Source organism: Rhodococcus sp. 15-649-2-2, from assembly GCF_002258645.1.
In the GTDB taxonomy this organism is placed as follows: Bacteria; Actinomycetota; Actinomycetes; order Mycobacteriales; family Mycobacteriaceae; genus Rhodococcoides.
This window is the reverse complement of record NZ_NPFM01000008.1, coordinates 16,413-41,283: the sequence shown is the minus strand read 5'-3', so window position 1 is coordinate 41,283 and position 24,871 is coordinate 16,413. Positions and strand designations below refer to the sequence as shown.

Below are 24,871 nucleotides of genomic sequence, written 5' to 3'. Positions count from 1 at the left end.
ACATGCCCACTCACTCCTTCCACGATCGGGAATCCACAGTGCACCCAGCCATCGAGCGCGATGCTGACTTCGTACCGTTCGACGAGAGCCGAGCCCGGACGTACCTCGACGCCGGACTCTGGCGCGATACAACACTTCCCGACGTGTTCACGTCGTGGGTACACCGGTTCGGCCCTCGCTGCGCGGTCGTCGACGAAGCCGAGGAGCTGACGTACGACGAGCTGTATTCGCGTGTACGAGCGACCGCAGCAGGCTTTGCCGACCGCGGTATCGAGCCGGGTGATCGAGTGGTGGTGCAACTACCCAATTCGGTGTCGTTCGCGGTTGTGCTGTTCGCGTTGCTCGAGTGCGGTGCGGTTCCCGTGCTCACTCTCCCTGCGCATCGTCGACGCGAAATCGCCCATCTGGCAGCCACATCGGAAGCCGTGGCGTACGTGATCGCGGAGCGGGACGGACATTTCGACTATCGCGCGCTGGCCGACGAGACAGTGGCAGCGGTGCCGAGCATTCGGGACGTCTTTGTCGACGGTTCTTGCGGCTCGCACAGTCCTTTGTCTGCCGTCGTCGGTGCGCCACGGGATTTTCCGCGTGCGTCCCCCGCGGATGTTGCAGTGCTGTTGGTATCCGGCGGAACGACGGGTCTGCCGAAGTTGATTCCGCGTACCCACAACGACTACGAGTACAACGCACGGTCCAGCGCGCAGGTCTGTGAGCTGACGACCGACGATGTCTATCTGGCGGTTCTGCCTGCTGCGCACAACTTTCCGCTGGCGTGTCCGGGTCTGCTCGGTGCGCTCGGGGTCGGAGCGACGGTGGTCTTCTCCCGTACCCCCAGTCCCGATCAGGTGTTCGCGGTGATCGAGAAGCATCGGGTCACGGTCACTGCACTGGTTCCGACACTGACGCATCTGTGGTGCGAGGCGACGGACTGGGAAGAGGCGGACCTGTCCAGTCTGCGGTTGCTGCAGGTCGGAGGATCAAAGCTGACACCCGAGATCGCCAAGCTCGTCGAACCGTCGCTCGGGTGCCGGTTGCAGCAGGTGTTCGGGATGGCCGAGGGGCTCTTGAACTACACGCGGACCGATGATGCACCGGATCTGGTGATCGGCACCCAGGGGCGTCCCCTGTCCGAGCACGACGAGATTCGGATCGTCGATGCCGACGGCCACGCCGTCCCGGTAGGGGAGACGGGCGAGCTGCTCACCCGCGGCCCGTACACCATCAACGGCTACTACGCTGCAGCAGAACACAATACGGCGGCCATCACCCCCGACGGTTTCTATCGCAGCGGAGACCAGGTTCGACAGTTGTCCTCCGGTCACCTGGTCGTCACCGGCCGGATCAAGGACGTCATCACCCGCAACGGTGAGAACGTTGCGGCCGACGAGCTGGAGGATCTCCTGCTCACCCATCCCGGAGTTGCCCGAGCAGCGGTGATCGGAGTACCCGATCCCGCTGTGGGCGAAAGCATCTGCGCCGTCATCGTTCCGAACGACGCCGCTCGGAACGGCAGCGCTCCGACCGTCGCCGAGGTGCGCGCATTCCTCACGGCCGCAGGCTGCGCGGGGTTCAAGCTGCCCGATCGGGTGGTCGCACGACCCTCGCTTCCCGTCACGGCAATCGGCAAAGTGGACAAGTCCATGCTCGTCGCGCAGTTCACCGAACGGCAGGCAACTCGATGAAGCCCACGGATCTCGACGACATCAAGCGGCGGTTGCTGGCCGATCGTCTGCGTCGCACCCGGGGTGGCGAGACCCCCGAGGTCGAGCGCGGTCCTCTCGCCGCCCTCGAGTCGTCCGAATTCGACTCGCTCGAGGCACGATTCGGCTCCGTCGACGATGTGTGGCCACTGTCGCCGCTGCAGCTCGGGTTGGTCTATCAGGTCGGTGTGGATGCGGACGCCACCGAGCTCTACACCGTTCGTACCGTGGTCGAGGTGGACCGGGTTCAGGACGGCGACAGGGTTCGCCGCGCTCTGCAGTCGGTGGTCGACTCCACTGCGTCGTTGCGGACGGCGTTCGTCACTCCCGACGGCGGCATGCCGGTGCAAGTGGTGCTGTCGACGGTGCAGGCACCGTTGACGGTGGTGGACCTCGTTGACAGTTCGGCGAGCGAGTTCGAAGAGCAGTGGAACCGGGTACTCGCCGACGACCGGCAGCAGTCGTTCGACATCGCTGCGCCTCCATTGTTCAGGGTCACGCTCGTGCACTTGCCCAACGGTGTCGACCGCCTGCTGACGACCTACTGGTTCGGGTGTTTCGACGGTGGTTCTTCGGCGTTGTTGGTCTCTCGCGTCCTGGAGCAGTACGACGGCGCGAGCCCGAACCTCGATCACGGCTACCGGGAGTATCTGCGCTGGTTGACCTCTCGCGACCGGGCCGAGTCCGAGCGTGCATGGCAGCGCTGGTTCGGCGATGTCGACACCCCCACACTGGTGGCCGATTCGGGTCAGGGCGGCGACGAGGCTCCTCGGCGCGTCGAACACAGACTGTCGCGGGCAGTGTCCGCTCGACTGGATTCGGTTGCGCGCGACGCCGGCTCGACGCTCTTCACCGTGATGGCCGCCGCGTGGGCGAGCGTGCTGATGCGAGTGTCCGGTCGGTCCGACGTGGTATTCGGTACCGCCGTTGCCGGGCGCCCGATGGAGGTGCCGGGCTCGGAGCGCGCCATCGGTGCGTTCATCAGTACCGTTCCGCTCAGGGTCGCGGCAGGCGGATTCGATACAGCTGCGGACATCGCCACGCGGGTGCAGGATCAGCGCCTGGATCTGATGGCACACGACACTCTAGGTCTCGGCGGGATTCAGAATGCGATCGGTGCCGGTGCGCTGTTCGACACCCTGCTGGTTCTGCGCAACGCAGCCGGTCCTGCAGCCGACACCGGTGCGACGCCGGAGCAGCAGGTGCGACACATCTCGACCGTCGACGGCTCGGAGTTCCCGGTGTCGATTGCCGTCGACCCGGGGAGCGAGCTGAATCTGTCGGTGACGTACCTGCCCGACTCGGTGGACGACGATCGCGCGCGGTACCTGCTCGATTCTTTCGAGAATGCTCTGAAAACCGTTGCCGAGCAATCCGATCTGCCCTTATCACAGTGGCCTGCACCGGCAGCCGAATCGATGAGCATCGCAGACAACGGTTTCGACGACAGGCTGGAGCGGCTGCGCGATTCCACGATCGCCGAGTTGCTCGCCGACCGCGCCGCGGCGGTCCCCGAGACGACCGCGCTGGTGTTCGGGGCCGAACGAGTGACGTTCGGTGACCTGGACGCGCGGGTCGGTGCGTGCGCACGGGCCCTCCTGCGCCGAGGTGCAGGTCCGGAACGCATCGTTGCGCTCGCGCTGCCTCGGTCGGTGGAGATGGTGGTGGCGCTGTTCGCGGTACTGCGCACCGGCTCGGCCTATCTGCCCCTCGAACTCGACTATCCGAGCGATCGCCTCGACCTGATGTTGGCCGACGCACGGCCCACGATCCTCGTGACGACCACCGAGACGCAGTCCCGTGGACTGACGACCGACGCCACCGTGATGATCGTCGACGATCCCATTGTGGCTGCCGAATTGTCCGAACGCGTCGAGCCGTCGGAGTTCGACTCGGGCCCGTTCGCGCCCGGGACGCCCGGGCGCCTCGAGCACCCGGCCTACGTCATCTACACCTCGGGCTCGACCGGCACACCCAAAGGCGTCGTCACCCCGTACCGGGGCCTGACGAACATGCAGATCAACCACCGTGACCAGATCTTCGGCCCCACCATCGCCGCGGCCGAGGATCGGACGTTGCGGATCGCGCACACCGTTTCGTTCTCCTTCGACATGTCGTGGGAAGAGTTGTTGTGGCTCGTCGAAGGCCACGAGGTGCATGTCTGCGACGAGGAATTGCGTCGTGACGGTGAAGCATTGGCGCGATACTGCGAGCAGAACCTGATCGACGTGGTGAACGTGACGCCCACGTACGCCGGGCACCTGCTGGATCTGGGACTGCTGAACGAGCATGACGGGCATCGGATTCCACTGGTGCTCCTGGGCGGGGAGGCGGTTCCCGATTCGTTGTGGCAGCAGCTCGGCGGTGTCGGCTACAACCTCTACGGACCCACCGAGTACACGATCAATGCGCTCGGTGCCGGTACCCGAGACAGCGACACCCCGTCGATCGGCGCACCGATCCTCGGAACCCGCGCGTACGTTCTGGATCAGTGGCTGCGACCCGTTCCCATGGGATCTGTCGGCGAGCTGCACCTGTCGGGTGTCGGTCTGGCCCGCGGCTACCTACACCGATACGCGCAAACGGCAACCAGTTTCGTCGCCGATCCCTGGTCGCCGGGCGAGCGGATGTACCGTACCGGCGATCTGGTGCGGATCAGGCCCGATGGCCTGTTCGACTATCTGGGCCGTGCCGACGACCAGGTCAAGATCCGCGGCTATCGCGTGGAGACCGCGGAAGTCGAGCGGGCAGTGGCGAACTGCGACGCGGTGGCGGGCGCGGTGGTGCGGGCCGTGGACATCGGAGCGGGTACCAGGGCGCTCGCTGCGTACGTGGTCCCCCGGGATGCCACTGCGTCCGAGAACCATTCCGCGCTTTTCGGATCCATTCGGGACGAGCTCGCGGCCGTCCTGCCGGAGTACATGGTGCCCACGCTGTTCGCTGCGCTGGAACGCGTTCCGATGACGATCAACGGCAAACTCGATGTACGGGCTCTGCCGGCCGTCGATGCCGCGGTCGGCGGCACGTTCGTGCCGCCGCGAACACCGGTGGAGACGATGTTGTGCGAGATCGTCGAGGCAGTTCTCGGGGTCACCCGGGTGGGTATCGACGACGATTTCTTCGCCCTCGGCGGTGACAGCATCACCTCGCTCGCCGTGGCGTCGCGGGCGCGCAAGGCCACGATACCGCTGGCACCACGTGAGGTGATGCGCAAGCGAACAGTGCGGATGTTCGGTGCGGAACTCGTCTCCGACGAGACTGCCCGGCCTGCGGTCTCGGCCGCAGCGGTCACCGTGGATCTGTCCCAGGACGAGCTCGACGAATTCGAAAGCAGTATGTGAGTGACCGACACGACGACCGATACCGCGGCGACCCCGCAATCCAAGATCGCGGCTGTCCTCCCACTGACGGCGCTCCAGGTGGGAATGTATCTGCAGTCGAGTCTTGCTGCAGCGACACAGGATCCGTATCTCTCTCAGACGGTGCTCGATCTGTCCGCTCCGGTACGAATCGACCGCCTCACTCGAGCTGTCGAGCACCTGCTCGAGCGTCATCCGAACATCAAGGCGCTACTGCGTCAGCGTCGCAACGGTGATCTGGTCTGGGTGGTTCCGCGCGCATCGTCACCGGAACCGACACCAGTCGGCGGAGATTGGGGCGATCACCTGGGCCGCGACAGGTCCGCCGGATTCGCGTTCTTCGAAGGGCCGTTGATCCGCTTCGCGTACTCAACCGATCCTCGGTCACCGCGGGTGCTGATCACCTACCATCACGCCCTGATGGACGGATGGTCCGAGGCGATCTTCGTTCGTGAGTTGATCGCCCTCTACACATCGGGGGACTCGGCTGCGCTGGCCCCTGCTCCTGACTATCGCGACTACCTGGCCTGGGCGGCCGGTCAGGATCGTGACGCGGCGCTGGCGCGCTGGTCGAACTATCTCGACGGCTTCGATTCTCCGACCCTGATTGCCGATAGCAGACCAGCGCAGACGAATTCGTGCTCCCGTCTCGACCTCGACATCGCCGACGGGCTGGCCCGGCGTGTCGCCGACTACGCGCGCAGCCGCGGCGTGACCACGAACGTGATGGTGCAGGTGGCCTGGGGGTCGATGCTGGCGGCTCGGACCGGGGCAGGCGACGTGGCGTTCGGAATGGCGAGCTCCATCAGGCCGTTCGACCTCGACGGGGCCGAGGCGATGGTTGGTCTGCTACTCAACACCGTGCCCGTGCGGCTTCGGTTCGATTCGAAGTCGTCCGTGGCCGACGTGGTCGACGGCCTACAGGCAGACCATCTCGACCTGGAGGAGCACCGGTTCCTCGGTCTGTCCGAGATCGCCGGAACCGTCGGCGGCGGTGAACTGTTCGACACGATCGTCGTGTACCAGAACTACCCGACACTGCCCTCCGAAGCGGGTGCCGCCGTCGATGGGGTCACGGTACTGGGCGCACATATGAGTTTTCCGATGGCTCTGATCGTCGGCCCCGACCCTGCTCTGTGGGCGTTCGTGCTGCACGACGCCGCCGCCGTCGATCATCGTTCGGCCGCGTTGTGCGCCGAGACGTTCGTCGAGATGCTCGACCGGATGACGAGCCGTCCGGACGTCGATGTGTCGCAGTTCCTCTCGGCCCCCACCGGCCAGGGATACAGCGTCGGAGCGTCTCGGCAGGTGTCGACGCTGGAGACGGCCCTCGCCGACAGGTTCGCGCAGTCGAGCGAGGACATCGCGTTGACGGTCGGCGGTGACGCGATCACCTACACCGAACTTCGATCCCGGGTGGCCGAGGTGTCGGCGCTCTTGCGTACACACGGAGTCGGGACCGAGAGCCGCGTCGCGATCGCCCTCGGCAGGGGCGTCGACATGGTGGCTGCGCTGCTGGCGACTATCGACGTGGGTGCGGTGTTCGTACCCATCGACATTCGCTACCCGCGTGAGCGCATCGACTACGTTCTCGCAGACTCTCGCCACGACATTCTGTTGGTCGACGATGCCACCCCCGCAGCGCTGACCGCTCTCGAGACCGCGACGACAATGGACTCGAGTTCGGCGATCGAGGTGGTGGACGAACCTTTCGCCCGGAGCATCCCGAGCGAGTGCGGGGCCTATCTGGTGTACACCTCGGGATCGACCGGTACGCCCAAGGGAGTGCTGGGAACCAGAAGCGCGCTGGCCAATCGTCTGCACTGGGCGACGCCGAAGTGGGGCGTTCCCACGAGTCGGGTTGCCAAGAGCTCGCTGTCGTTCATCGACGGAGCAACCGAACTGCTGACCGGAATTCTCGCAGGCCAGCGCTTGGTGCTGGCGCAGGATCACGAGTATGCCGATGCGAGTGCATTGGTCGAGCTCGTCGCTCGATCCGGGGCCGAGCAGATCACCGCCGTCGGGTCACTCGCCGCGGCATTGGTGACGGCCTCGCCGCAGGAATGCTGTTCGCTGACCAGTTGGATACTCAGCGGAGAGCCGTTGACCGGCAACACGATCGATGCGATCGGACGCGCCACGCCCGATGCGACGGTACACAACTCCTACGGTTCCTCCGAGGTGGCGGGCGACGTTGCCGTGCACCGGGTCACAACCGACCCGGCCGTCATCGGAACGGCGGTGGACAACACGGTCCTCGGCCTGCTCGACGACCGACTGCGTCCGCGGAGAACAGGGATCGGCGGCGAACTCTATGTCTCGGGGGCGCAGCTCGCCCGCGGATATTTCGGTAGACCGGCCGAGACCGCCGCACGGTTCGTCGCAGACCCGGACGGGGACGGCAGCCGGATGTACCGCACCGGTGACCGAGCCCTCATCCTCGACGACGGTGCTCTCGAATTCCTCGGACGGGCCGACCGGCAGGTCAAGGTCCGAGGCCATCGCGTCGAGCTGGGGGAGATCGAAAACCTCACTGCCGATATCGAATCCGTGGATGCGTGCGCGGTGGTCGCGGTGACCGACGACGGGGGCGCAACCGTGCTGATCGCTTACGTGACCCCCGGCAATGTCGATGCCGCCGCAGTACGCGACGTCCTGCGCGGCCGGGTGCCCGACTATCTGGTGCCGGCGTTCTGGGTAGCGATCGACCGTTTACCGAGTACTCCCAACGGCAAGACGGACCTGATGACTCTGACGCAGCGCGGGATTCCCGAGAACGGACCGAGCCGGTCACGAGCGGCTGTCACCGACGACGAGCGTTGCCTTGTCGACCTGTTCGCCGATGCGACTCGTGCCGGTGCCGAGTCGATCGGGGTCGACGACGACTTCTTCGCGTTGGGCGGCGACAGCATCACCGCCATCACCATGGTTCATCACGCACGGGGTGCCGGATTGGTGATCACGACCGCCGATGTCTTCGAGTGCCGCACAGTCGCTGGGCTGGTCGAACGAGCCAGACGCACCGAAACCGACAGTGCTGTAGCAGAACCCGACAACACCGCGCCGCTACTGGACGTACAGGACCTGACCGAGTTACGCACACTCGGTATCGATCCCGAGCTTGCACGCCCGGCAACTCCGCTGCAGCAAGGGCTGGCATTCCAGTCGGTCGCTGCGGGAGACGGACTGGAGGAAATCTACGTCATCGCCACCGAGTTCGAGGTACGAGGCGAGCTGCACGTCGGAAGACTCGAGGCCGCGCTCGACGCATTGTCCGAGCGCCACCCGGCTCTGCGCTCACGCTTTCTCACCCTGAGTACCGGGAGCACCGTCGCGGTCCGCGACACGGAACGAGTGCCCGTGCGCAGGCACACGGTCGACGATCCGGATTCGCCCTCGGCGCGCGCTCTGGTCGACGAGGACCGACGTACCTTCGACATCGAGCACGGTCCCCTGGTGCGAGTTCTCTTGCTGGACTGCGGAGAACAGGTACATCGTGTGGTGCTCACCGTGCATCACCTTCTCGTCGACGGTTGGTCGATGGGGACCGTCGGCACCGAGTTGTTCATGCTCTACCGTGGCCGGGATCTACCGGCTTCCGCGTCGTTCGACGACTATCTTCGATGGCTGTCGCGGCGGGACGGCTCGTCGATCGATGTGTGGCGTCGAGCGCTCGGTGCCGACGTGGTGCCGACGATCCTGGCCCCGACCGCGTCGCCGTCCGAGGTGCGAAGCGAGGCTCGAGAGATCGAGATGCGGTGGGATGTGCAGGACTCTGCCCGCCTGGCAGCCTCCGCTCGTCGTCGATCGGTGACAGCGAGCGAATTGATCAATGCGGCATGGGCAGTGGTGCTCTCGGCGTTCACCGATTCCGGATCGGTGGTGTTCGGATCCACGGTGTCGGGACGCCCGACCGACCTGAACCGCGCCGGCGACATGGTCGGGCTGTTCATCAACACCATCCCGGTGCGCGTCGACATCGGGCCCGACGCCACCGTGTCGTCGGTTCTCGCGGGCCTCCGGGATTTCTCCGTCACCGTGGCCGCACATCATCACGTCGGTCTCGCAGACGTCCAGAAGGCCCTCGGAGGGGGAACGCTGTTCGACACCCTCGTGGTGTTCGAGAACTTCGCCGCCGCCGATACCTCCGGTGTCGATACCGAGGACTTCTCGGTCTCGGTCGCCGGATTCCACACGGTGACGCACTACCCGCTGACGTTGACGGTGTTTCCGGGCGAGGAACTGCGGTTGGTGGTGGAATATCGAAGCGACGCAGTATCGGTCGAGCGTGCACGGGCGGTGGCGTCGGCCATGGCGGCGGTGCTTCGGACGTTTGCCGAGGCGGGGGATCCACTCATTGCGTCGGTGCCCCTCGTGGACGAGGCAACGGCGTACCGGCTCACCGGTGAGCAGGCCGGCATCCCGCGCACCTATCCGTCCGAGACGTTGGTCGAACTCTTTGCCGAACAGGTGGCGCTGCAGCCCGATGCGATCGCCGTTCAGGACGCCACCACGGCATTGACGTTCGCCGAGTTGGACTGCGTGTCCAACAGAACCGCACGGTGGCTCACCGGTGCGGGCGTGGGCGCCGAGGACCTCGTGGCCGTCGTGGCCCCGCGCACGGTGATCACGATGGCGGCGATCCTCGGCGTGATGAAGTCCGGGGCCGCATATCTGCCCATCGATCCGAACTGGCCGGCCGACCGCACCAGCCAGATTCTCGACGACGCACAGCCGGTGGTCACGGTGACCACGGATTCCGTTGCATCGCTTGCTGCTTCACCCGCTGATTCGGTAGGCATCACCGATGCCGAACGGCGGGCACCGTTGCATCCCGACCACCCCGTGTATTCGATCTACACCTCGGGCACGACAGGTGTGCCCAAGGGCGTTCTGGTCCCACACCGTGGCCTGACGAACCTGTACCACTCGCATCGCGAGAACGTGCACGAGCCGGCTGCCCGACGCGCGGGTAAGTCGACTCTGAACGTGGCGCACGCGTGGTCGATGGCCTTCGACGCGTCCTGGCAGCCGCAGCTGTGGCTGTTCGGCGGCCACACAGTGCATTTGATCGATCCCGAGACAGTTCTCGACCCAGTGGAACTGACTGCTCGATTGACTGCGCTGTCGGCAGACTTCATCGAGGTCGTGCCGTCGTTGCTCGAGCAGATGATGAGATCGGGTTCGATCGACACTCTTTCGACGGTCGGGGTCGGGGGAGAAGCGGTGTCCGCCGAGCTGTGGAATCGGTTGCGCAGCATGCAGAACCTGGTGGCGTACAACTTCTACGGGCCGACCGAAGCGACGGTCGATGCGGTGTACACCTCCACCGAACTGTCGAATGATCCGGTGATAGGCCGGCCGGTGACCAACATGCAGGCCTATGTGCTGGACAGAAGTCTTCGACTGGTGCCGCCCGGCGTGCTCGGCGAGCTCTACCTCGCCGGGCCGGGCGTCGTGCGGGGATACCGGAATGCGCCGGGGCGCACAGCACACCGATTCGTTGCCGATCCCTTCGCGGCGGACGGCACGCGGCTGTACCGGACCGGGGACCTCGTCGCGTGGACCGAGAACGGCACCCTGCGGTACGGGGGCCGCTCGGACGATCAGGTGAAAATTCGCGGTCACCGCGTCGAAGTGGGCGAGGTCGAGGTCCGGCTGCGCGAGTTCGACGCCGTGGCCGACGCGCGGGTGGTGGTGCGAGATTCCCAGAGTGGGAGTGCCGCACTCGCCGGCTATGTGGTGGCAGACCAGGGACATTCGCTGGATCCGAATGCCGTCCGTGCCCGCCTGCGCGGTCTGCTGCCGTCGTTCATGGTGCCGGCGTCGCTGACAGTGCTCGATGCGTTTCCGGTCCAGCCGAACGGCAAGCTCGATGCTTCTGCATTGCCCGAGCCCGAGCTCGCGACGCGCTCCGGTCGTCCCCCGGATACCGATGCGGAGCGGCAGATCTGCACGGCCGCGGCCGCGGTGTTGCACGTGACCGAGGTCGGTGCCGACGACGACTTCTTCGACCTGGGCGGAGACAGCATCATGGCGATGGAGCTGGCCGCGAGGCTCCGGTCGGCAGGCCTCACGGTGTCGCCGCGGCACATCGTGTCATTCCGAACGCCGGAAAGTATTGCAGAAGTGGTTGTTTCGACAGGGTCGCAGCCAGAGGGCGTTACGATCGATCCGCACGGAACCGTACCGTTGACACCCATAGTGCGGTGGATGGACGCACTCGACGGGCCCATCGACGAGATCTCGCAGGCGGTGTTGCTCGAGGCACCGGCGTCGCTCACCGAAGACTCGCTGACGGAGCTGGTCTCGCTGCTGACCGCCCGTCATCCGATTCTGAACTCGTGCTTCGAACGCAATCCCGGCTCCGAGTCGATCTTCACGGTGTTGCCGGACGGTGCCGACGTGCGCCCGTGGATACGCGTCGAAGACGTCGACGCTCTGACCGAGTCCGAGTTGGCCGACCGTGTCGGTGTCGAATCACGAGCTGCGCGTGCCCGATTGAGCCCGGCCGACGCGAGGATGGTCGACATCGTGTGGCTGCGACACCGAACCGACCCCCAATCGTCCGGTGAGCTGCTGATCACGATGCATCACCTCGTGGTCGACGGCGTGAGCTGGCGGATCCTGTTGCCGGATCTGGTCGCATTGTGGAAGCAGACAGCCACCGAGCGAACCCCGATCGGACCGTCGATGCGGCAGTGGGCGCACGAGGTGCTCGCTCTGGCAACCGCACCTCGGGTTCACGCCGATCTCGACTACTGGGCGAGCGTCGGCGACGGAGCGACAACGATCCCTCTGACGCGTCCGCTCGACCCGGTGGTCGATACGGGGGCCCGCGTGCGCACCGTCGACTTCGCGCTGCGGGAGGACGAGAGCGCGCACCTGTTGTCGGCCGCCACAGTTCGCCTCGGCGTCTCCGTCGAACACCTGTTGTTGGCCACATTCGCTGCTGCGGCGGCGGAGTGGATCGACAGTGAGATCACGACGACGCAGTCGTTACTGGTGGACGTCGAAGGCCACGGACGGACGGGGGTCGCGTCGGATCGGGTGGATGGTTCGTCGGTGGTCGGCTGGCTCACGGCAGTGTTCCCGCTGCGCATCACCGCGCAGAGTGGGGATCACCGCACATTGATCGCGCACGAGGCGAATCCCGCTGCCGCGGAGGCTGTTCTGCGTGAGTTGGCGGAATCGGCCAGAGCGTCGAGGGAGTCCGTGCCGGGGGATGGATCCACGTACGGAATGCTGCGGTGGATGGGCGGCGATGCCGAGGAAGTGCTGCGCGGAACTCCCGATGCAGCAATCGAATTCAACTACCTCGGTCGTTTCGACGCGGCAACCGGCGGGCCGTTCGGTGCCAGCCGGTTGCGTGGCAGTCTCGACTCGACCCCCGGTGTGGCGACACCCTGCAGCTATGCGCTGATCGTGGACAGCTACGTCCACGACGAGCACGGCTCGTCGGTACTGGGGGTGACGATGACCTGGCCCGAGGAGGTGCTCGAGGGCGTCGAGACGCTCGCGACGCTGTGGCACGACACGGTGTCCGCAGCGTGTCGAATTCTCGCTGCCGATGCGACTAGTGAGGCAAGGGTTACCTCATAAGTGCTACCTTGTCAGTCGCCTCACCCGGTCGGGTGTGGGACGCAGCAGTGCGTGGTCGAGTCGAGAGGTGCCGAGCAACGATGAAGGTTCGAACGAAGTGGATGAGGAGCGCCGCGTCGATTGCGCTCGCCGGGGGGCTCACCATCGCTCTCGCTGCCGGTTGCAGCAGTACCGAGGAAGCGCCTGCAACCGAGTCCACCACCGCCGCGTCGGAATCTGCATTTCCGGTCACCATCGATTCCGCACTCGGATCCGCGACGATCCCCGAGGCTCCGACGCGCATCGCCACCTGGGGTTGGTCCAACCAGGACGCCGTTCTCGCCCTCGGAGTCGTGCCCGTCGCCATGCCGACCTTCGACGGCGCACAGTACGGAGCGGACGACCGCGGCATCTTGCCGTGGGACGCGAAAGCGCTCGCCGACCTGGGTGGCGAGACCCCGACGCTACTGACCGGTGACGGAACCGGAGCCGTCCCGGTCGAGCAGTTCGCCGCCGCCGCCCCCGATCTGATCTTCGCCCCGTACTCGGGATTGACCCAGGAAGAGTTCGACAAGCTCTCCGACATCGCACCGGTCGTCGCGTACCCGGACGAGCAGTGGACGACCTCGTGGGAAGACCAGCTCACCATCGCGGGCAAGGCCCTCGGTAAGGAGAAGGAGGCGGCAGATCTGGTATCCGGAGTCGACGGTTCCATCTCCGACGCGGCCGCGAAGTATCCGGCGCTGCAGGGCAAGACGGTCACCATCGCACTCCCCAATGCTCCCGGCACGTTCGCCGTCAGCAAGGACGACGACGTCCGTGTCGAGTTCCTCGAACAGCTCGGTCTGGTGAACGAGCCCACCATCCAAGAAGCCGACCCGGTCAAGGATCCCGATGCCGTGTACTTCGAGCTCAGTCTCGAGCAGGCCTCTCTGCTGAAGTCGGATGTGCTGTTCGTCGTCGCCTACGACAAGGAATCGCTCGGTGCATTCTTGGCCGAACCGGCTGTGGCCTCCCAGCCCGTGCTGGCTCAGGGTCGTACCGCATCCACCGAAAGCCTCAGCGTCGACAAGAACTTCGCGTTCGGTGGCCTGACGGTGCTCACCATTCCGTACATTCTCGACGACGTGGCATCGGCGCTGAACACCGCCGCCGAGAACGTCCAGGGCTGATCCGAGCGCAGGCCCACCCGACGCACCACACATCTGCATTTTCGCGAAGGAGCGTGTTTCACAGTGGCAAGGTCTCATCGACTTCAGGTCGTCTTTCCCGAAGTCATCCGAACGGCCACCGTGATCGACACGCAGCAACTCAGTTCGGGAATGCGCAGGATCGTGTTGGGTGGGCCGCAGCTGCGGGCATTCTCGCGAGACGGCTTCGACTTTCCGGCGCTGCGTAGCGAGGGATTCGACGACTTCGTCCGCCTGTTCTTCCCCCTCGACGACAACGGCACGATGGCTCTACCGGTGCAACACGAGCGCACGGTGGAGTGGCCGCGGGAGCCGCGGCCACTGACCCGCAACTACACCGTGCGCAGCGTCGATGCCGAGACTGCCGAAGTGACTCTCGATTTCGTCACTCACGACACCGGAATCGCGTCGACGTGGGGGCGTCGCTGCGCCGTGGGTGATTCCATCCCACTGCTGGGCCCGGTGCGCTCGGGTCACGCACCCGCCGAGGTGGATTGGGTGTTGCTCGTCGGCGACGAGACCGCGTTGCCTGCTGTTGCTCGCTACCTCGACGAAGCCGGAGCAGGTGAGCGAATTCGGGTGTTCGTCGAGGTGGCCGACGCCGAGCGAGAACTACCGCTGCCGACGGCCGCCCACGCCGAGATCACCTGGGTGCACCGCAACGGGGCGGTTGCGGGCACCGGAGACCTGCTGGAAACAGCCGTGCGCAATGCGCCCTGGTGGGAGGGAACCGTGTTCGCCTGGGTAGCAGGCGAATCCACAACACTCAAAGGAATCAGGCGATACCTGCGCGAGGATCGCGCGCTGCCGCCGGAGATGGTCGAGGTCACCGGCTACTGGCGGCGCGCAGAGGTTCTCACCCGCGCGGACGATCCGGAAGTTCCCGATCTGAACGCTCGCGAATCCGAGCCGTTCGACAGGCTCGCCGAACGAGCGGAGATGTTCTCCCCCTTCGCGATCAGGGCCGCCAACACGTTGCGCATCCCGTTGCACGTCTCCCGCGGCATACGCACCGTCGACGAACTGGCCACGGCCACCGGCACCGATACGCGAGCCCTGGCAAAATTCGTCCGCTACCTGCGGTCCGTCGACGTGCTCACCGAGGATTCAGACGGTGGTGTGATCCTGGCTGATATCGGTGAAGCCATGCTCGGTGACGACTGGATTTCGCACTGGCTGGATTTCGACGGCATCGAGGCGCGAGTGGAATTGTCGATCACCGGACTCGTCGAGAGCCTGCGCACCGGCGGTGCCAGCGCGAGTCTGCTGACCGGCAAGACGTTGAGCGAGGACCTCGCCGGCTCGCCTCGGCTGACGGAATTGCACCACAACCACATTGCGGACGAGGCAGCGTTCCTGGGTCCTGCTCTGGTCCAGGATTATTCGTTCGGCGGCGTGTCCACGTTGGCGGTGACCGGTGCCGCATCCGGGGTGGTGCTCGGCTCGATCCTGACGGGCCACGACGCGATGTCGGCAACCGTTCTCGGATTACCGAGCGAACTCGACCTCGTCCGACGAGATCTGCAGAAGTGGCCGGAACTGCACGGGCGCGTGACCGAATGCGCTCAGAGTGTCGTGTCCGAACCGCGCAACAACCCCACGGGCGGGTTCGACGCTTACCTGTTGCTCGAGGTCACCGGGCATTATCGCGACGACGATCTGGCGTTGCTGCTGGCGAGCGCGGCAGCAGGCCTGTCCGCGAGCGGGAAACTGATTGTGGTTGAACGACTGTCGGACGATGGTGCGATCAACGAGGATCAGGCCGAGTTCGACCTGTTGATGCTCTGTATGCACGGCAGTGGAGTGCGAACCAGAGCCGAGTTCGATTCGGTGGCAACCGCAGCAGGCCTGGCGGTGACCGCGTCTCGTCTCGTCGGCTGGGGTATCGCGGTCCTCGATCTGCAGCGTGCACCCGAAGCCGTTGTGCGCCAGGGCTAGTTAGGTTAGCGTTGCCTATCGAAGGCGCGCGGCAATGCCTCGAGCATGTCGGTTGCGCGATGCGCGGTCCAGGACCGAATCACCGTCAGGAGTGCACACACAATGACCGTTGTCGAAGAAACGGCGTCGGGCACGGCCGAGACCACCATCCTGCAGGACGGATTGCAGACGGTGGTCACACTGGCCGAGTCGGGCTTGTTCGACGAGTACGTCGTGTACGAGGACAGAGGACGCTGGGTGTTCGCGGGCGGCGTGGTCGCTCGCATCGTCCTGCAACCGGATGTCGTCACGACCACGTGGGGGAGCGGCGAGCCGACGGTGCGTCGGTGGTCCGGCAATCCGTCGACGGCGCTGCGGGAGGCCTGCGACGGTCTGACCCGAGAATCCTGGAATGCTTACGGATTCGTCGGATTCGGGTTCGCGGCCCACCTGCACGGTGTGACGGCCTCCAGCGACTTCGACGAGGTGCTCGGCCATCTGGTCGTGCCCCGCGTCGAGGTCCGATTCGGTGCCGACCATGACGACGTCGAGGTGACCGGGAGCGAGGAGGACCGCGCTGCGGTGCTGGCCGTACTCGCGGACGCCTCCGCCGAGGAGCCGCCGACAGTGCATTCGCTCGATGTCGGCGGAGATCTCGACGACTATCGCGCTCGGGTACAGCAGGCCGTCACGGAAATTCACCGCGGCGACTACGCCAAGGTGATTCTTTCTCGCACGGTGCGCATTCCGTTCGATCTGGACATGCCGAGTACCTACCGAGCCGGGCGCGCGGCGAACACCCCGGCTCGCTCGTTCCTGCTGCACCTGGGCGACCTGCGCGCAGCCGGTTTCAGCCCGGAGTTGGTCGCCTCCGTCGACGCGCACGGCGTGGTCACCACCGAACCGCTGGCGGGCACGCGGGCCTTCGGTCTCGGCTCCGAGGCCGACTCCGCTGCGAAGACCGATCTCGAGCAGGATCCCAAGGAGATCACCGAACACGCTGTCTCCGTTCGTACCTCGTTCGAGGAGCTCGAATCCATCGCGCGCCCTGGGTCGACCGCGGTCTCGGACTTCATGAGCGTGCGCGAGCGCGGAAGCGTCCAGCACCTCGCCTCGACAGTGCGGGCACGCCTGCGTGAGGACCTGTCTTGCTGGGACGCCTTCGGGGCGCTGTTCCCGGCCGTCACGGCGTCGGGAATTCCCAAACGGGAGGCCATCGAGGCGATCGTGAGGCTCGACGACCCGCCCCGTGGCCTGTACTCGGGTGCCGTCGTGAAGGCATCGTCCTCGGGGGAACTCGAAGCGGCGCTGGTGCTTCGAGCTGTCTACGAGCAACGCGGATCGGCATGGCTGCGTGCCGGCGCCGGCATCGTCGGCCAGTCGACACCCGATCGCGAATTCGACGAAACCTGCGAGAAGCTCGCCAGCGTTGCCCCATATCTCGTCCGCAAGAAGGAGGAAGACGCCTGATGCATCGCACCATGCTGGGTGGAAAGATCCACCGCGCCACAGTCACTCATGCCGATCTGCACTACGTCGGCTCGATCACCATCGACTCCACTCTGATGCGCGCCGCCGATCTGATCGAGGGTGAGCAGGTCCACGTCGTCGACATCACCAACGGAGCACGCCTGGTGACATACGTGATCGAAGGACATGCCGGTTCTGGCGTCATCGGAATAAACGGTGCCGCAGCGCATCTGGTCTCACCGGGCGACCTGGTGATCATCATGTCGTTCCGGCAGGTGGAAGATTCGGAGCTGTCGGCGCACAGTCCCTCGGTGGTGCATGTCGACTCTGCCAACGAGATCGTGGCCCTCGGAGTCGACCCGTCCGAGCCGGTTCCGGGCGCACTCGATCAGATGTCGGGGGCGAGCGTTCGATGACGTCGCACGAGAACTACGACATCGTCGGAGTCGGATTCGGGCCGTCCAATCTCGGTCTGGCCATCGCAATCGAAGAACACAACCGAACGTGCGCGTCGACCGAGCGGCTGACCTCGTGCTTCATCGAGTCCAAGGACGAGTTCGCCTGGCATCCCGGAATGCTGTTGCCGGGGACGACGATGCAGATCTCGTTCCTCAAGGACCTGGCCACCCAGCGCAACGCCAGCAGCGAGTACACATTTCTGGCCTATCTGTCCGAACAGGGCCGACTCAACCACTTCATCAATCTGCAGACGTTCTTCCCGAGCCGGCTCGAGTTCCACGACTACCTGTCGTGGGCCGCAGGAAAGGTCGACGCGACGGTGCACTACGGCACCCGAGCGGTCGACATCGTCGACACCGGTGACGGATACGGCGTCCGCACCGAGGGCCGACGAAGCGGCACCGTGCGAGGTCGAAACATCGTGCTTGCCGGCGGTTTGACGGCCACCATGCCCGACGGTGTGACCGCGTCGAGCAGGCAATTCCACAATCACGACCTGCTCGGGCACCTGGACCGGCTGCCGTCGCGGACGCATCGCACGTTCGTCGTCGTCGGCGCCGGGCAGAGCGCTGCCGAGGTGGTGGACTACCTGCACTCGACCTACTGAGATTCCTCGGTGCACGCGGTACTCCGCAAGTACGGGTACAGCCCGGCCGACGACAGCCCCTACGCCAATCGCATCTTCGATCCGACGGCCGTGGACGACTTCTATTCGTCGTCGCACACGCTGCGTGATCAGTTGCTGCACTACCACCGCGGCACGAACTATTCCGCGGTCGATCTGCCGCTGATCGAAGAGCTGTACGCGCGTGAGTACGCCGAACGGGTCAGCGGGGAGCGCCGGCTTTTCGTGCACGGAGCATCTCGAATGGTCGACGCCGTCGAGGAGCCGTCCGGTGTCCGGGCCGCCGTCGAGCACGGCCCTACCGGGTTGACTGAGGACGTACTGTGCGACGCTGTCGTCTATGCCACCGGCTTCACGTCCCTCGATCTCCCCGAGATCCTCGGTCCGCTGTTCGACGCCGTCGAGTTCGACACGTGCGGTCCGCGCGTGACGCGGGACTATCGGCTCGTCATGCGTGAACCGAGCGCGGGGTCGATCTATCTGCAGGGCGGGACCGAGCACACGCACGGTCTGACCTCGTCGTTGCTGTCCAACATCGCTGTTCGCAGCGGTGAGATCGTGAAGTCCGCCGTGAGCACGAGGGTGCGAACGGTGGTGTGAATCGGGTGCGGACGAGCGTGGGCGACGAGCCGGAACAGCGAGACGTTCCGGCCGAAGTCGTCGGTCTCGCTCGCACGAATGCGCGGCGGGCCGCGGGGTTGTTCGTCGTCATCGGTATTCTCGCCGCGCTGTGCCTGGTGAGTATCGCGGTGGGTACCGAGTACATCCCCCTCGGTTCGGTGTGGCACGGCCTGTTCTTCCCCGACGGGTCGACCGACTCCGTGATCGTCCGCGAACTACGCCTTCCGAGAACGGTTCTCGGGCTTCTCGTCGGAGCCGCGCTCGGGGTTGCCGGTGCACTGATTCAGGCGACGACGCGAAATCCTCTGGCCGACCCGGGCATCCTGGGTGTCAACGCCGGAGCGGCGTTCTTCGTCGCGATCGCAGTCGGCGTGTTGGGCTTCACCGGTATCGACTCCTACATCTGGTTCGCGTTCGCCGGTGCCGCGCTCGCTGCGGTCGCGGTGTACGCACTGGGCTCGATGGGGCGAGCGGGCGCGACGCCGATTCGCCTGACGCTGTCCGGAATTGCGCTCGGCGCGGTGCTCGGCGGGATCACCTCGGGCATGCTGCTCCTCGACCCGGATGCCTTCGACCGCATGCGGTTCTGGAGCGCGGGATCCTTGGCCGGACGCGGCGTGGACATCATTACGACGACCGGTCCGTTCATCGCATTCGGGCTGTTCCTGGCCGCCCTCGTCGCACGCCCGCTCAACGCGATCGCCCTCGGTGACGATCTGGCACAGTCGTTGGGGGCACGAGTGATTCGTACGCGCATCATCGGTGTCGTAGCGGTGACTCTGCTCGCTGGTGCCGCGACCGCAGCGGCCGGGCCCATCGGGTTCGTCGGACTGATAATCCCGCACATGGTGCGGTGGTTCGTCGGGCCGGATCAGCGCTGGATTCTGATCTACACGCTATTCGCGGCACCGGGACTCCTGCTGCTCTCCGACGCGGTGGGGCGCATCGTGATTCGGCCGGGTGAGCTCCAGGTGGGGATAGTCACCGCATTCGTCGGCGCTCCGGTACTGATCGTGCTGGTCCGCCGGAAGAAGGCGAGCGGACTGTGACGCAGGGTCAGCACGGCAACGTGGACTTCGGGCGGCGGCTGTGGATCGTTCGACTGCATGATCGGGTGGACGGTCGAATCGACATCCGAACGGTGGCGGTGTGTGCTGCACTGCTGCTGGTGACTGCAGCGGTTGCCGTCGTTGCGATCGGTACCGGCGATTACTACATTCCGCCGAACGAGGTGCTCGCCGCGGTGTTCGGCGACGCCTCGCGCATCACCGAGATCATCGTCATGGAGTGGCGGTTTCCTCGGGTGGTCCTGGCGTTCCTGTTCGGAGCCGCCCTCGGTGTATCCGGTGCGGTCTTTCAATCGTTGACGCGCAATCCGTTGGGTAGCCCGGACATCATCGGATTCGCCACCGGTGCGTACACCGGCGCGCTCGTCGTCATCCTCACGCTCGGCGGTGGTTACTGCCAGACCGGAGCCGGCGCGCTCGTGGGCGGACTGGCCACGGCCGCGGCGGTGTATCTACTCGCATACAAGCGCGGGGTGCAGGGCTTTCGACTGATCATCGTCGGGATCGGCGTCAGCGCGATACTGGCCTCGATCAACACCTGGTTGGTCGTCGAGGCCGATCTGGCCGAGGCGATCGCGGCCGCCGTCTGGGGCGCGGGCAGTCTCAACGGGTTGGGGTGGGCGCAGGTGTGGCCCGCGCTGGCAGTGTCGGCCGTCATCGCCCCGTGTCTGGCGGTGTTGTCGCGTCGGCTGCCGATGTTAGAGATGGGGGACGACGCGGCACGAGCGCTCGGGGTGCGCGCCGAACCGACGCGTCTGATGCTGGTTTTTCTGGGCGTCGCGTTGATCGCACTGGTCACTGCGGCCGCGGGACCCATCTCGTTCGTCGCGCTCGCTGCGCCTCAACTTGCGCGCAGGCTCACCGGAACATCGGGTGTGGCGATGGTACCCGCGGCCTGTATGGGGGCGCTGCTGCTGGTGGTCAGTGACGTTGTCGCACAGCGCGTCTTCGCCCCGACTCAGCTGCCGGTCGGTGTCGTGACCGTGTCGGTCGGAGGCGCATATTTCGTGTGGTTGCTCGCTCGTGAAGGGAGAAAGCAATGACAGGCAGAAAGCGATGACCGAGTCTCGGTTGCACGCAGACGCGATCACGGTCGGGTACGACAAGAGCGTGATCATCGAGAACTTGACCGTTGCGATTCCCGACGGCAAGTTCACCGTCATCGTCGGGCCCAACGCGTGCGGTAAATCGACGCTGCTGCGGGCGCTCTCGCGGCTGCTGAAGCCCTCCCTCGGAGCCGTTCTGCTGGACGGCAAGCTCATTTCGTCGTACCCGGCGAAGGAAGTGGCTCGACGCCTGGGCCTGTTGCCCCAGACCTCCATCGCACCCGACGGTATCTCGGTGGCCGATCTCGTTGCGCGAGGACGATATCCGCATCAGAAGCTGATCCGGCAGTGGTCGACGGCTGACGAGGCTGCGGTGGCCTTGGCCATGGACGCCACCGGCGTGACGTCGCTGTCGGCCCGGCCGGTCGACGAACTGTCCGGTGGACAGCAGCAACGAGTGTGGGTGGCAATGGTTCTCGCGCAACAGACACCGCTGTTGCTCTTGGACGAGCCCACGACCTTCCTCGACATCGCCCACCAGATCGAGCTTCTCGACCTGTTGGCCACACTGCCCCGCGAGAACGGCAATACTCTGGTCGCGGTGCTGCACGACCTCAACCATGCGTGCAGGTATGCCGATCACATCATCGCGATGAAAGACGGCGCGGTGGTCACCCAAGGTCCGCCGGCCGAGATCGTCACCGCAGAGTTGGTCGAGTCGGTGTTCGGACTGCCGTGCCGCATCATCGACGATCCGGAATCACACACTCCGTTGGTGATTCCTCGGGTGAGAACGACGACGATGGGCGATACCGCTGACGCATAGTAGGTAAGCCTTGGTTTACACTCGGCAAAACGGACCTTCGGGTTCGAGTGAAGATCTCGAAAGGATCCATCAGTGCCGAGTTGGAAGCAGCCCGAAGCAGGCCGTCGCCGTACACATACCGAGCGACGGGCCCTTCGCGTCGTTGCCCTCGCCTCGGCGGCACTCGTCGCCCTCGGCTCGGCCGCCTGCAGCTCCGAGCCCGCATCGAACGAGGGAGCGGGAACATCTACGAGTGACACCCGGGTGATCTCGACCGACCAGGGCGAGGTGACCGTTCCGGCGGACCCCCAGCGCATTGCGGTGCTGTCCGCGGGCCTGGCGGGCTACCTGTTCACTCTCGATGCTCCCGTCACCATCGCCGACACTCGGCTGCTCGGAGTGACCAATCTCGACGGCGGTTTTCCGCCGCAGTGGGCCGAGAAGGCGCAGGCACAAGGCACTCTGGAGTTGCCGGCCGGAGATCAGCTCGACCTCGAAGCCATCGCACAGGCCGCGCCCGATCTCATCATCGGTGGAGGGCAAGGCTTCGCAGCTGTTCTGGCGCAGCAATCATATGAGCAGTTGACCCAGATCGCACCGACCGTGCTGGTCCCGTCGAGCGTCACTACCTGGCAGGGCGAGCTCGAGGAGGTCGCCGAGGCTGCCGGTGAATCCGACAAGGTCGAGGCACTGATGACGGCGTACGAAGACAGGGTTTCCGAGGTGAAGGATTCGATCGCCGTTCCCGGCGCGCCGGTGTCGTACCTGCTCTCGTTGAGCACGAACGAGCCCTCGTTCATTCCGCAGACCGCGGCATTGCCGACGTTGCTCGAGTCGGTCGGATTCGAGCCCGACGACGTCATGACCAAAGCGAACAACCCGGAGCTGTACGGCTCGGGTGATTCATTTGTGGTCAGCCCCGAACTGCTCGCGCCGATCGCGAGTGCGCCGGTGATGTTCGTGGTTCCGGTTGCCGGGCGCAGTCTGGCCGAGCTGCAAGGAGATCCGGCCTACGCCGCTCTACCTGCTTTCACGTCCGGCACGGTGTACGAGCTTCCGGCCACGAGCTACCGCCCGGACTACGACGGCGTGATGGGCACGCTCGATCTCGTCCAGCAGATGTTCGCCGGATAGCCGACATCGGTACGAGACAACCGTATTCGTTCGACCGAAGGAGAGCCCTCGATGGCGGGGACCGTCCGCGAGCTTCGAGTTTTTCCGATCTGTATGCGGGAACTCGACGTACTGGCCGTGGAAGACGTGACGCCCGGGATGCGGCGCGTGGTCGTGGGCGGTCCGTCGATGGATGCGCATGTGCGTGACGGCGTCGAGCTGCCACCGGTGTGTAGCACCGGATTCGATGACGACGTCAAAGTCCTTCCGGTGGATCCGATCACCGGTAAGCTGCCGTTTCCGGTGCCCGAGAACGCGGGTGACGGAACGGTCGACTGGCCACCGGGATCGTTCCCGTACGGCAGGACCTACACGGTGCGCCGTTTCGATGACGAGCGCCGCGAGATGGCTCTCGACTTCGCCGCCCACGAGGGTGGACTGGCAGCCGACTGGGCCGACACGGTCCGGCCCGGCGAGAAGATTCTCGTTGCCGGACCCAAGCATTCGGCCGGACTGCCCGTCGGCGTCGACTGGATGTTGATCGCCGGCGACGAGACTGCGTTGCCCGCAATCGCGCACTGTCTGGAGAAGTTGCCCGCCGATCTACCTGCCACGGTGGTCATCGAGGTTTCCGAGCACGCACACCGGCAAGAGCTGACAAGCGCTGCGCCGGTGGATATCACCTGGCTCTGTCGGACCGACAGTGGCGGCGAGTCACGCTTGGTGGAGACGGTGCAGCGTGCGCAGTGGCGTCCCGGACAGCCATACCTGTGGGTGGCGGGGGAGGCGTCGACGATCAAACCCCTGCGTCGCTGGGCCAAGGTGGACAAAGAAATTGCGAAGCAATTCGTCGAGATCGCCGGGTACTGGAAGCGACGCGAGATCGCAGCCGTTGGATCATCGGCGGAGTCGGCTCCCGATGCCCAGTTACATGAGTTGTCGGAGTTGTTGCCGCCGTTCGCTATTCGCACCGCCGTCACCGTCGGCATCTTCGCCGCGATCGACGGCGGGGCAGGCACGCCGTCGGACATCGCAGCCCAGTGTTCGACGCATCCCGGTGCCACCGCCAAGCTACTGCGGCATCTGGTTCTGATGGGACTGTTGACCACCGACGGCACCCGTTTCGGACTCTCCGAGATGGGTGCGCTTCTCAGCGACCCGGACGCCTTCGTCACTCGGTCGTTGAATTTCGACAGGATTCATTCACGACTGGACATGGCGTTCCTCGGCCTTCTCGACACTGTACGTAGCGGGGCACCGGCGCGGCAGCACGGCTTCGTCGACAAGATGAGCGAGTACGGGTTCGCCGCTGACTTTCACGAAGAAGCAGCATTCGGTGCCGTGTATCTAGCGCCCGCGCTGCCCGATGCAGTCGACCTGGAGGGAATGCGGACCGTCGCAATCTACGGCGAGGGCGGTGGTGTGTACGCGGATACTCTGGCGCGCATGCACCCCGACCTGACGCTACGTCTCGTCGGACTCCCCGCTCAGGGCGATCGCACGGCAGCCGATGTGGCTCCGTCGCGTCGGGACCTGGTCGAACGCATCGACGCCAGTGAATTCGTTCCGTTGGCCGAGCCTGTCGATCTGGTGATCGCGGCCGACGTGCTCGATTCTCACCCCGACGCCGATGCCCGAGTGCTGCTGAAGGCACTGGGGAATTCGGGGCGGCGGGTGGTGCTGATCACCGACCTGCTCGATCCCGACACCACCGATGACCACGACACAGAGGACGACCTGTTGCGGCTGTGTCTGTACGGCTCGGGTCGTCGCACTGCAGCGGAAGTACGGGAGTTGGTCGTCGGGTCGGGGTTCGAGCCGCCCCGTTTCGGATCGTTGGGTTGGGGCTCGACCATCGCCGAGTTCGGCGGACATGCTTACCGGGGTTAGCCTGAGGGTTCTCGGAAGAAACGACGAG

At 65.4% G+C, this 24,871-nt stretch carries 12 protein-coding genes and 1 pseudogene; all 13 read left to right on the top strand.

Going from position 1 to position 24,871, the window contains the following annotated elements; translation table 11 throughout:
• The first annotated feature begins 2 nt into the window (after window positions 1–2).
• The 13 genes and pseudogenes from CH305_RS03530 to CH305_RS03470 all read left to right on the top strand — a co-directional run bounded on the left by CH305_RS03530 (window position 3) and on the right by CH305_RS03470 (window position 24,843).
• Entirely contained in the window at window positions 3–1,682 is a 1,680-nt protein-coding gene (locus CH305_RS03530) for a (2,3-dihydroxybenzoyl)adenylate synthase (RefSeq protein ID WP_179278172.1), read from the top strand.
• Complete coding sequence (locus CH305_RS03525) at window positions 1,679–5,041, top strand: non-ribosomal peptide synthetase (RefSeq protein WP_094702695.1); 3,363 nt, start codon at window positions 1,679–1,681, stop codon at window positions 5,039–5,041. The genes CH305_RS03530 and CH305_RS03525 overlap by 4 nt, the downstream gene beginning before the upstream one ends.
• Window positions 5,042–12,661 (top strand): non-ribosomal peptide synthetase, encoded by a 7,620-nt coding sequence (locus CH305_RS03520; RefSeq protein WP_094702693.1) that lies wholly within the window; start codon window positions 5,042–5,044, stop codon window positions 12,659–12,661.
• A gap of 80 nt (window positions 12,662–12,741) precedes the next feature.
• Window positions 12,742–13,812: an ABC transporter substrate-binding protein gene (locus CH305_RS03515; protein ID WP_032405747.1), complete on the top strand. Its 1,071-nt coding sequence runs from the start codon at window positions 12,742–12,744 to the stop codon at window positions 13,810–13,812.
• A gap of 63 nt (window positions 13,813–13,875) precedes the next feature.
• Complete coding sequence (locus CH305_RS03510) at window positions 13,876–15,768, top strand: siderophore-interacting protein (protein ID WP_141215790.1); 1,893 nt, start codon at window positions 13,876–13,878, stop codon at window positions 15,766–15,768.
• Between the two features lie 102 nt (window positions 15,769–15,870).
• Window positions 15,871–17,217 (top strand): salicylate synthase, encoded by a 1,347-nt coding sequence (locus CH305_RS03505; protein WP_094702786.1) that lies wholly within the window; start codon window positions 15,871–15,873, stop codon window positions 17,215–17,217.
• A complete protein-coding gene (gene panD / locus CH305_RS03500; RefSeq protein ID WP_094702691.1) occupies window positions 17,217–17,633 on the top strand; it encodes an aspartate 1-decarboxylase in 417 nt (138 codons plus the stop codon). Before CH305_RS03505 ends, panD begins: the two co-directional genes overlap by 1 nt.
• Window positions 17,630–18,901 (top strand): annotated as a pseudogene (locus tag CH305_RS03495) (lysine N(6)-hydroxylase/L-ornithine N(5)-oxygenase family protein). Before panD ends, CH305_RS03495 begins: the two are co-directional and overlap by 4 nt.
• Window positions 18,902–18,906: 5 nt before the next feature.
• Window positions 18,907–19,971 (top strand): iron chelate uptake ABC transporter family permease subunit, encoded by a 1,065-nt coding sequence (locus tag CH305_RS03490; protein ID WP_094702784.1) that lies wholly within the window; start codon window positions 18,907–18,909, stop codon window positions 19,969–19,971.
• On the top strand, window positions 19,968–21,032 hold the full coding sequence (locus CH305_RS03485) for an iron chelate uptake ABC transporter family permease subunit (protein ID WP_094702689.1): 1,065 nt from the start codon (window positions 19,968–19,970) through the stop codon (window positions 21,030–21,032). The genes CH305_RS03490 and CH305_RS03485 overlap by 4 nt, the downstream gene beginning before the upstream one ends.
• A gap of 13 nt (window positions 21,033–21,045) precedes the next feature.
• On the top strand, window positions 21,046–21,861 hold the full coding sequence (locus tag CH305_RS03480) for an ABC transporter ATP-binding protein (RefSeq protein WP_094702687.1): 816 nt from the start codon (window positions 21,046–21,048) through the stop codon (window positions 21,859–21,861).
• Between the two features lie 72 nt (window positions 21,862–21,933).
• Window positions 21,934–22,974 carry an ABC transporter substrate-binding protein gene (locus CH305_RS03475; protein WP_052078010.1) on the top strand — a complete coding sequence of 347 codons (1,041 nt, stop codon included), beginning with the start codon at window positions 21,934–21,936 and terminating at the stop codon, window positions 22,972–22,974.
• A gap of 51 nt (window positions 22,975–23,025) precedes the next feature.
• Window positions 23,026–24,843, top strand: coding sequence for a siderophore-interacting protein (locus tag CH305_RS03470; RefSeq protein ID WP_094702685.1), 1,818 nt, complete (start codon window positions 23,026–23,028; stop codon window positions 24,841–24,843).
• Window positions 24,844–24,871 lie beyond the last annotated feature (28 nt).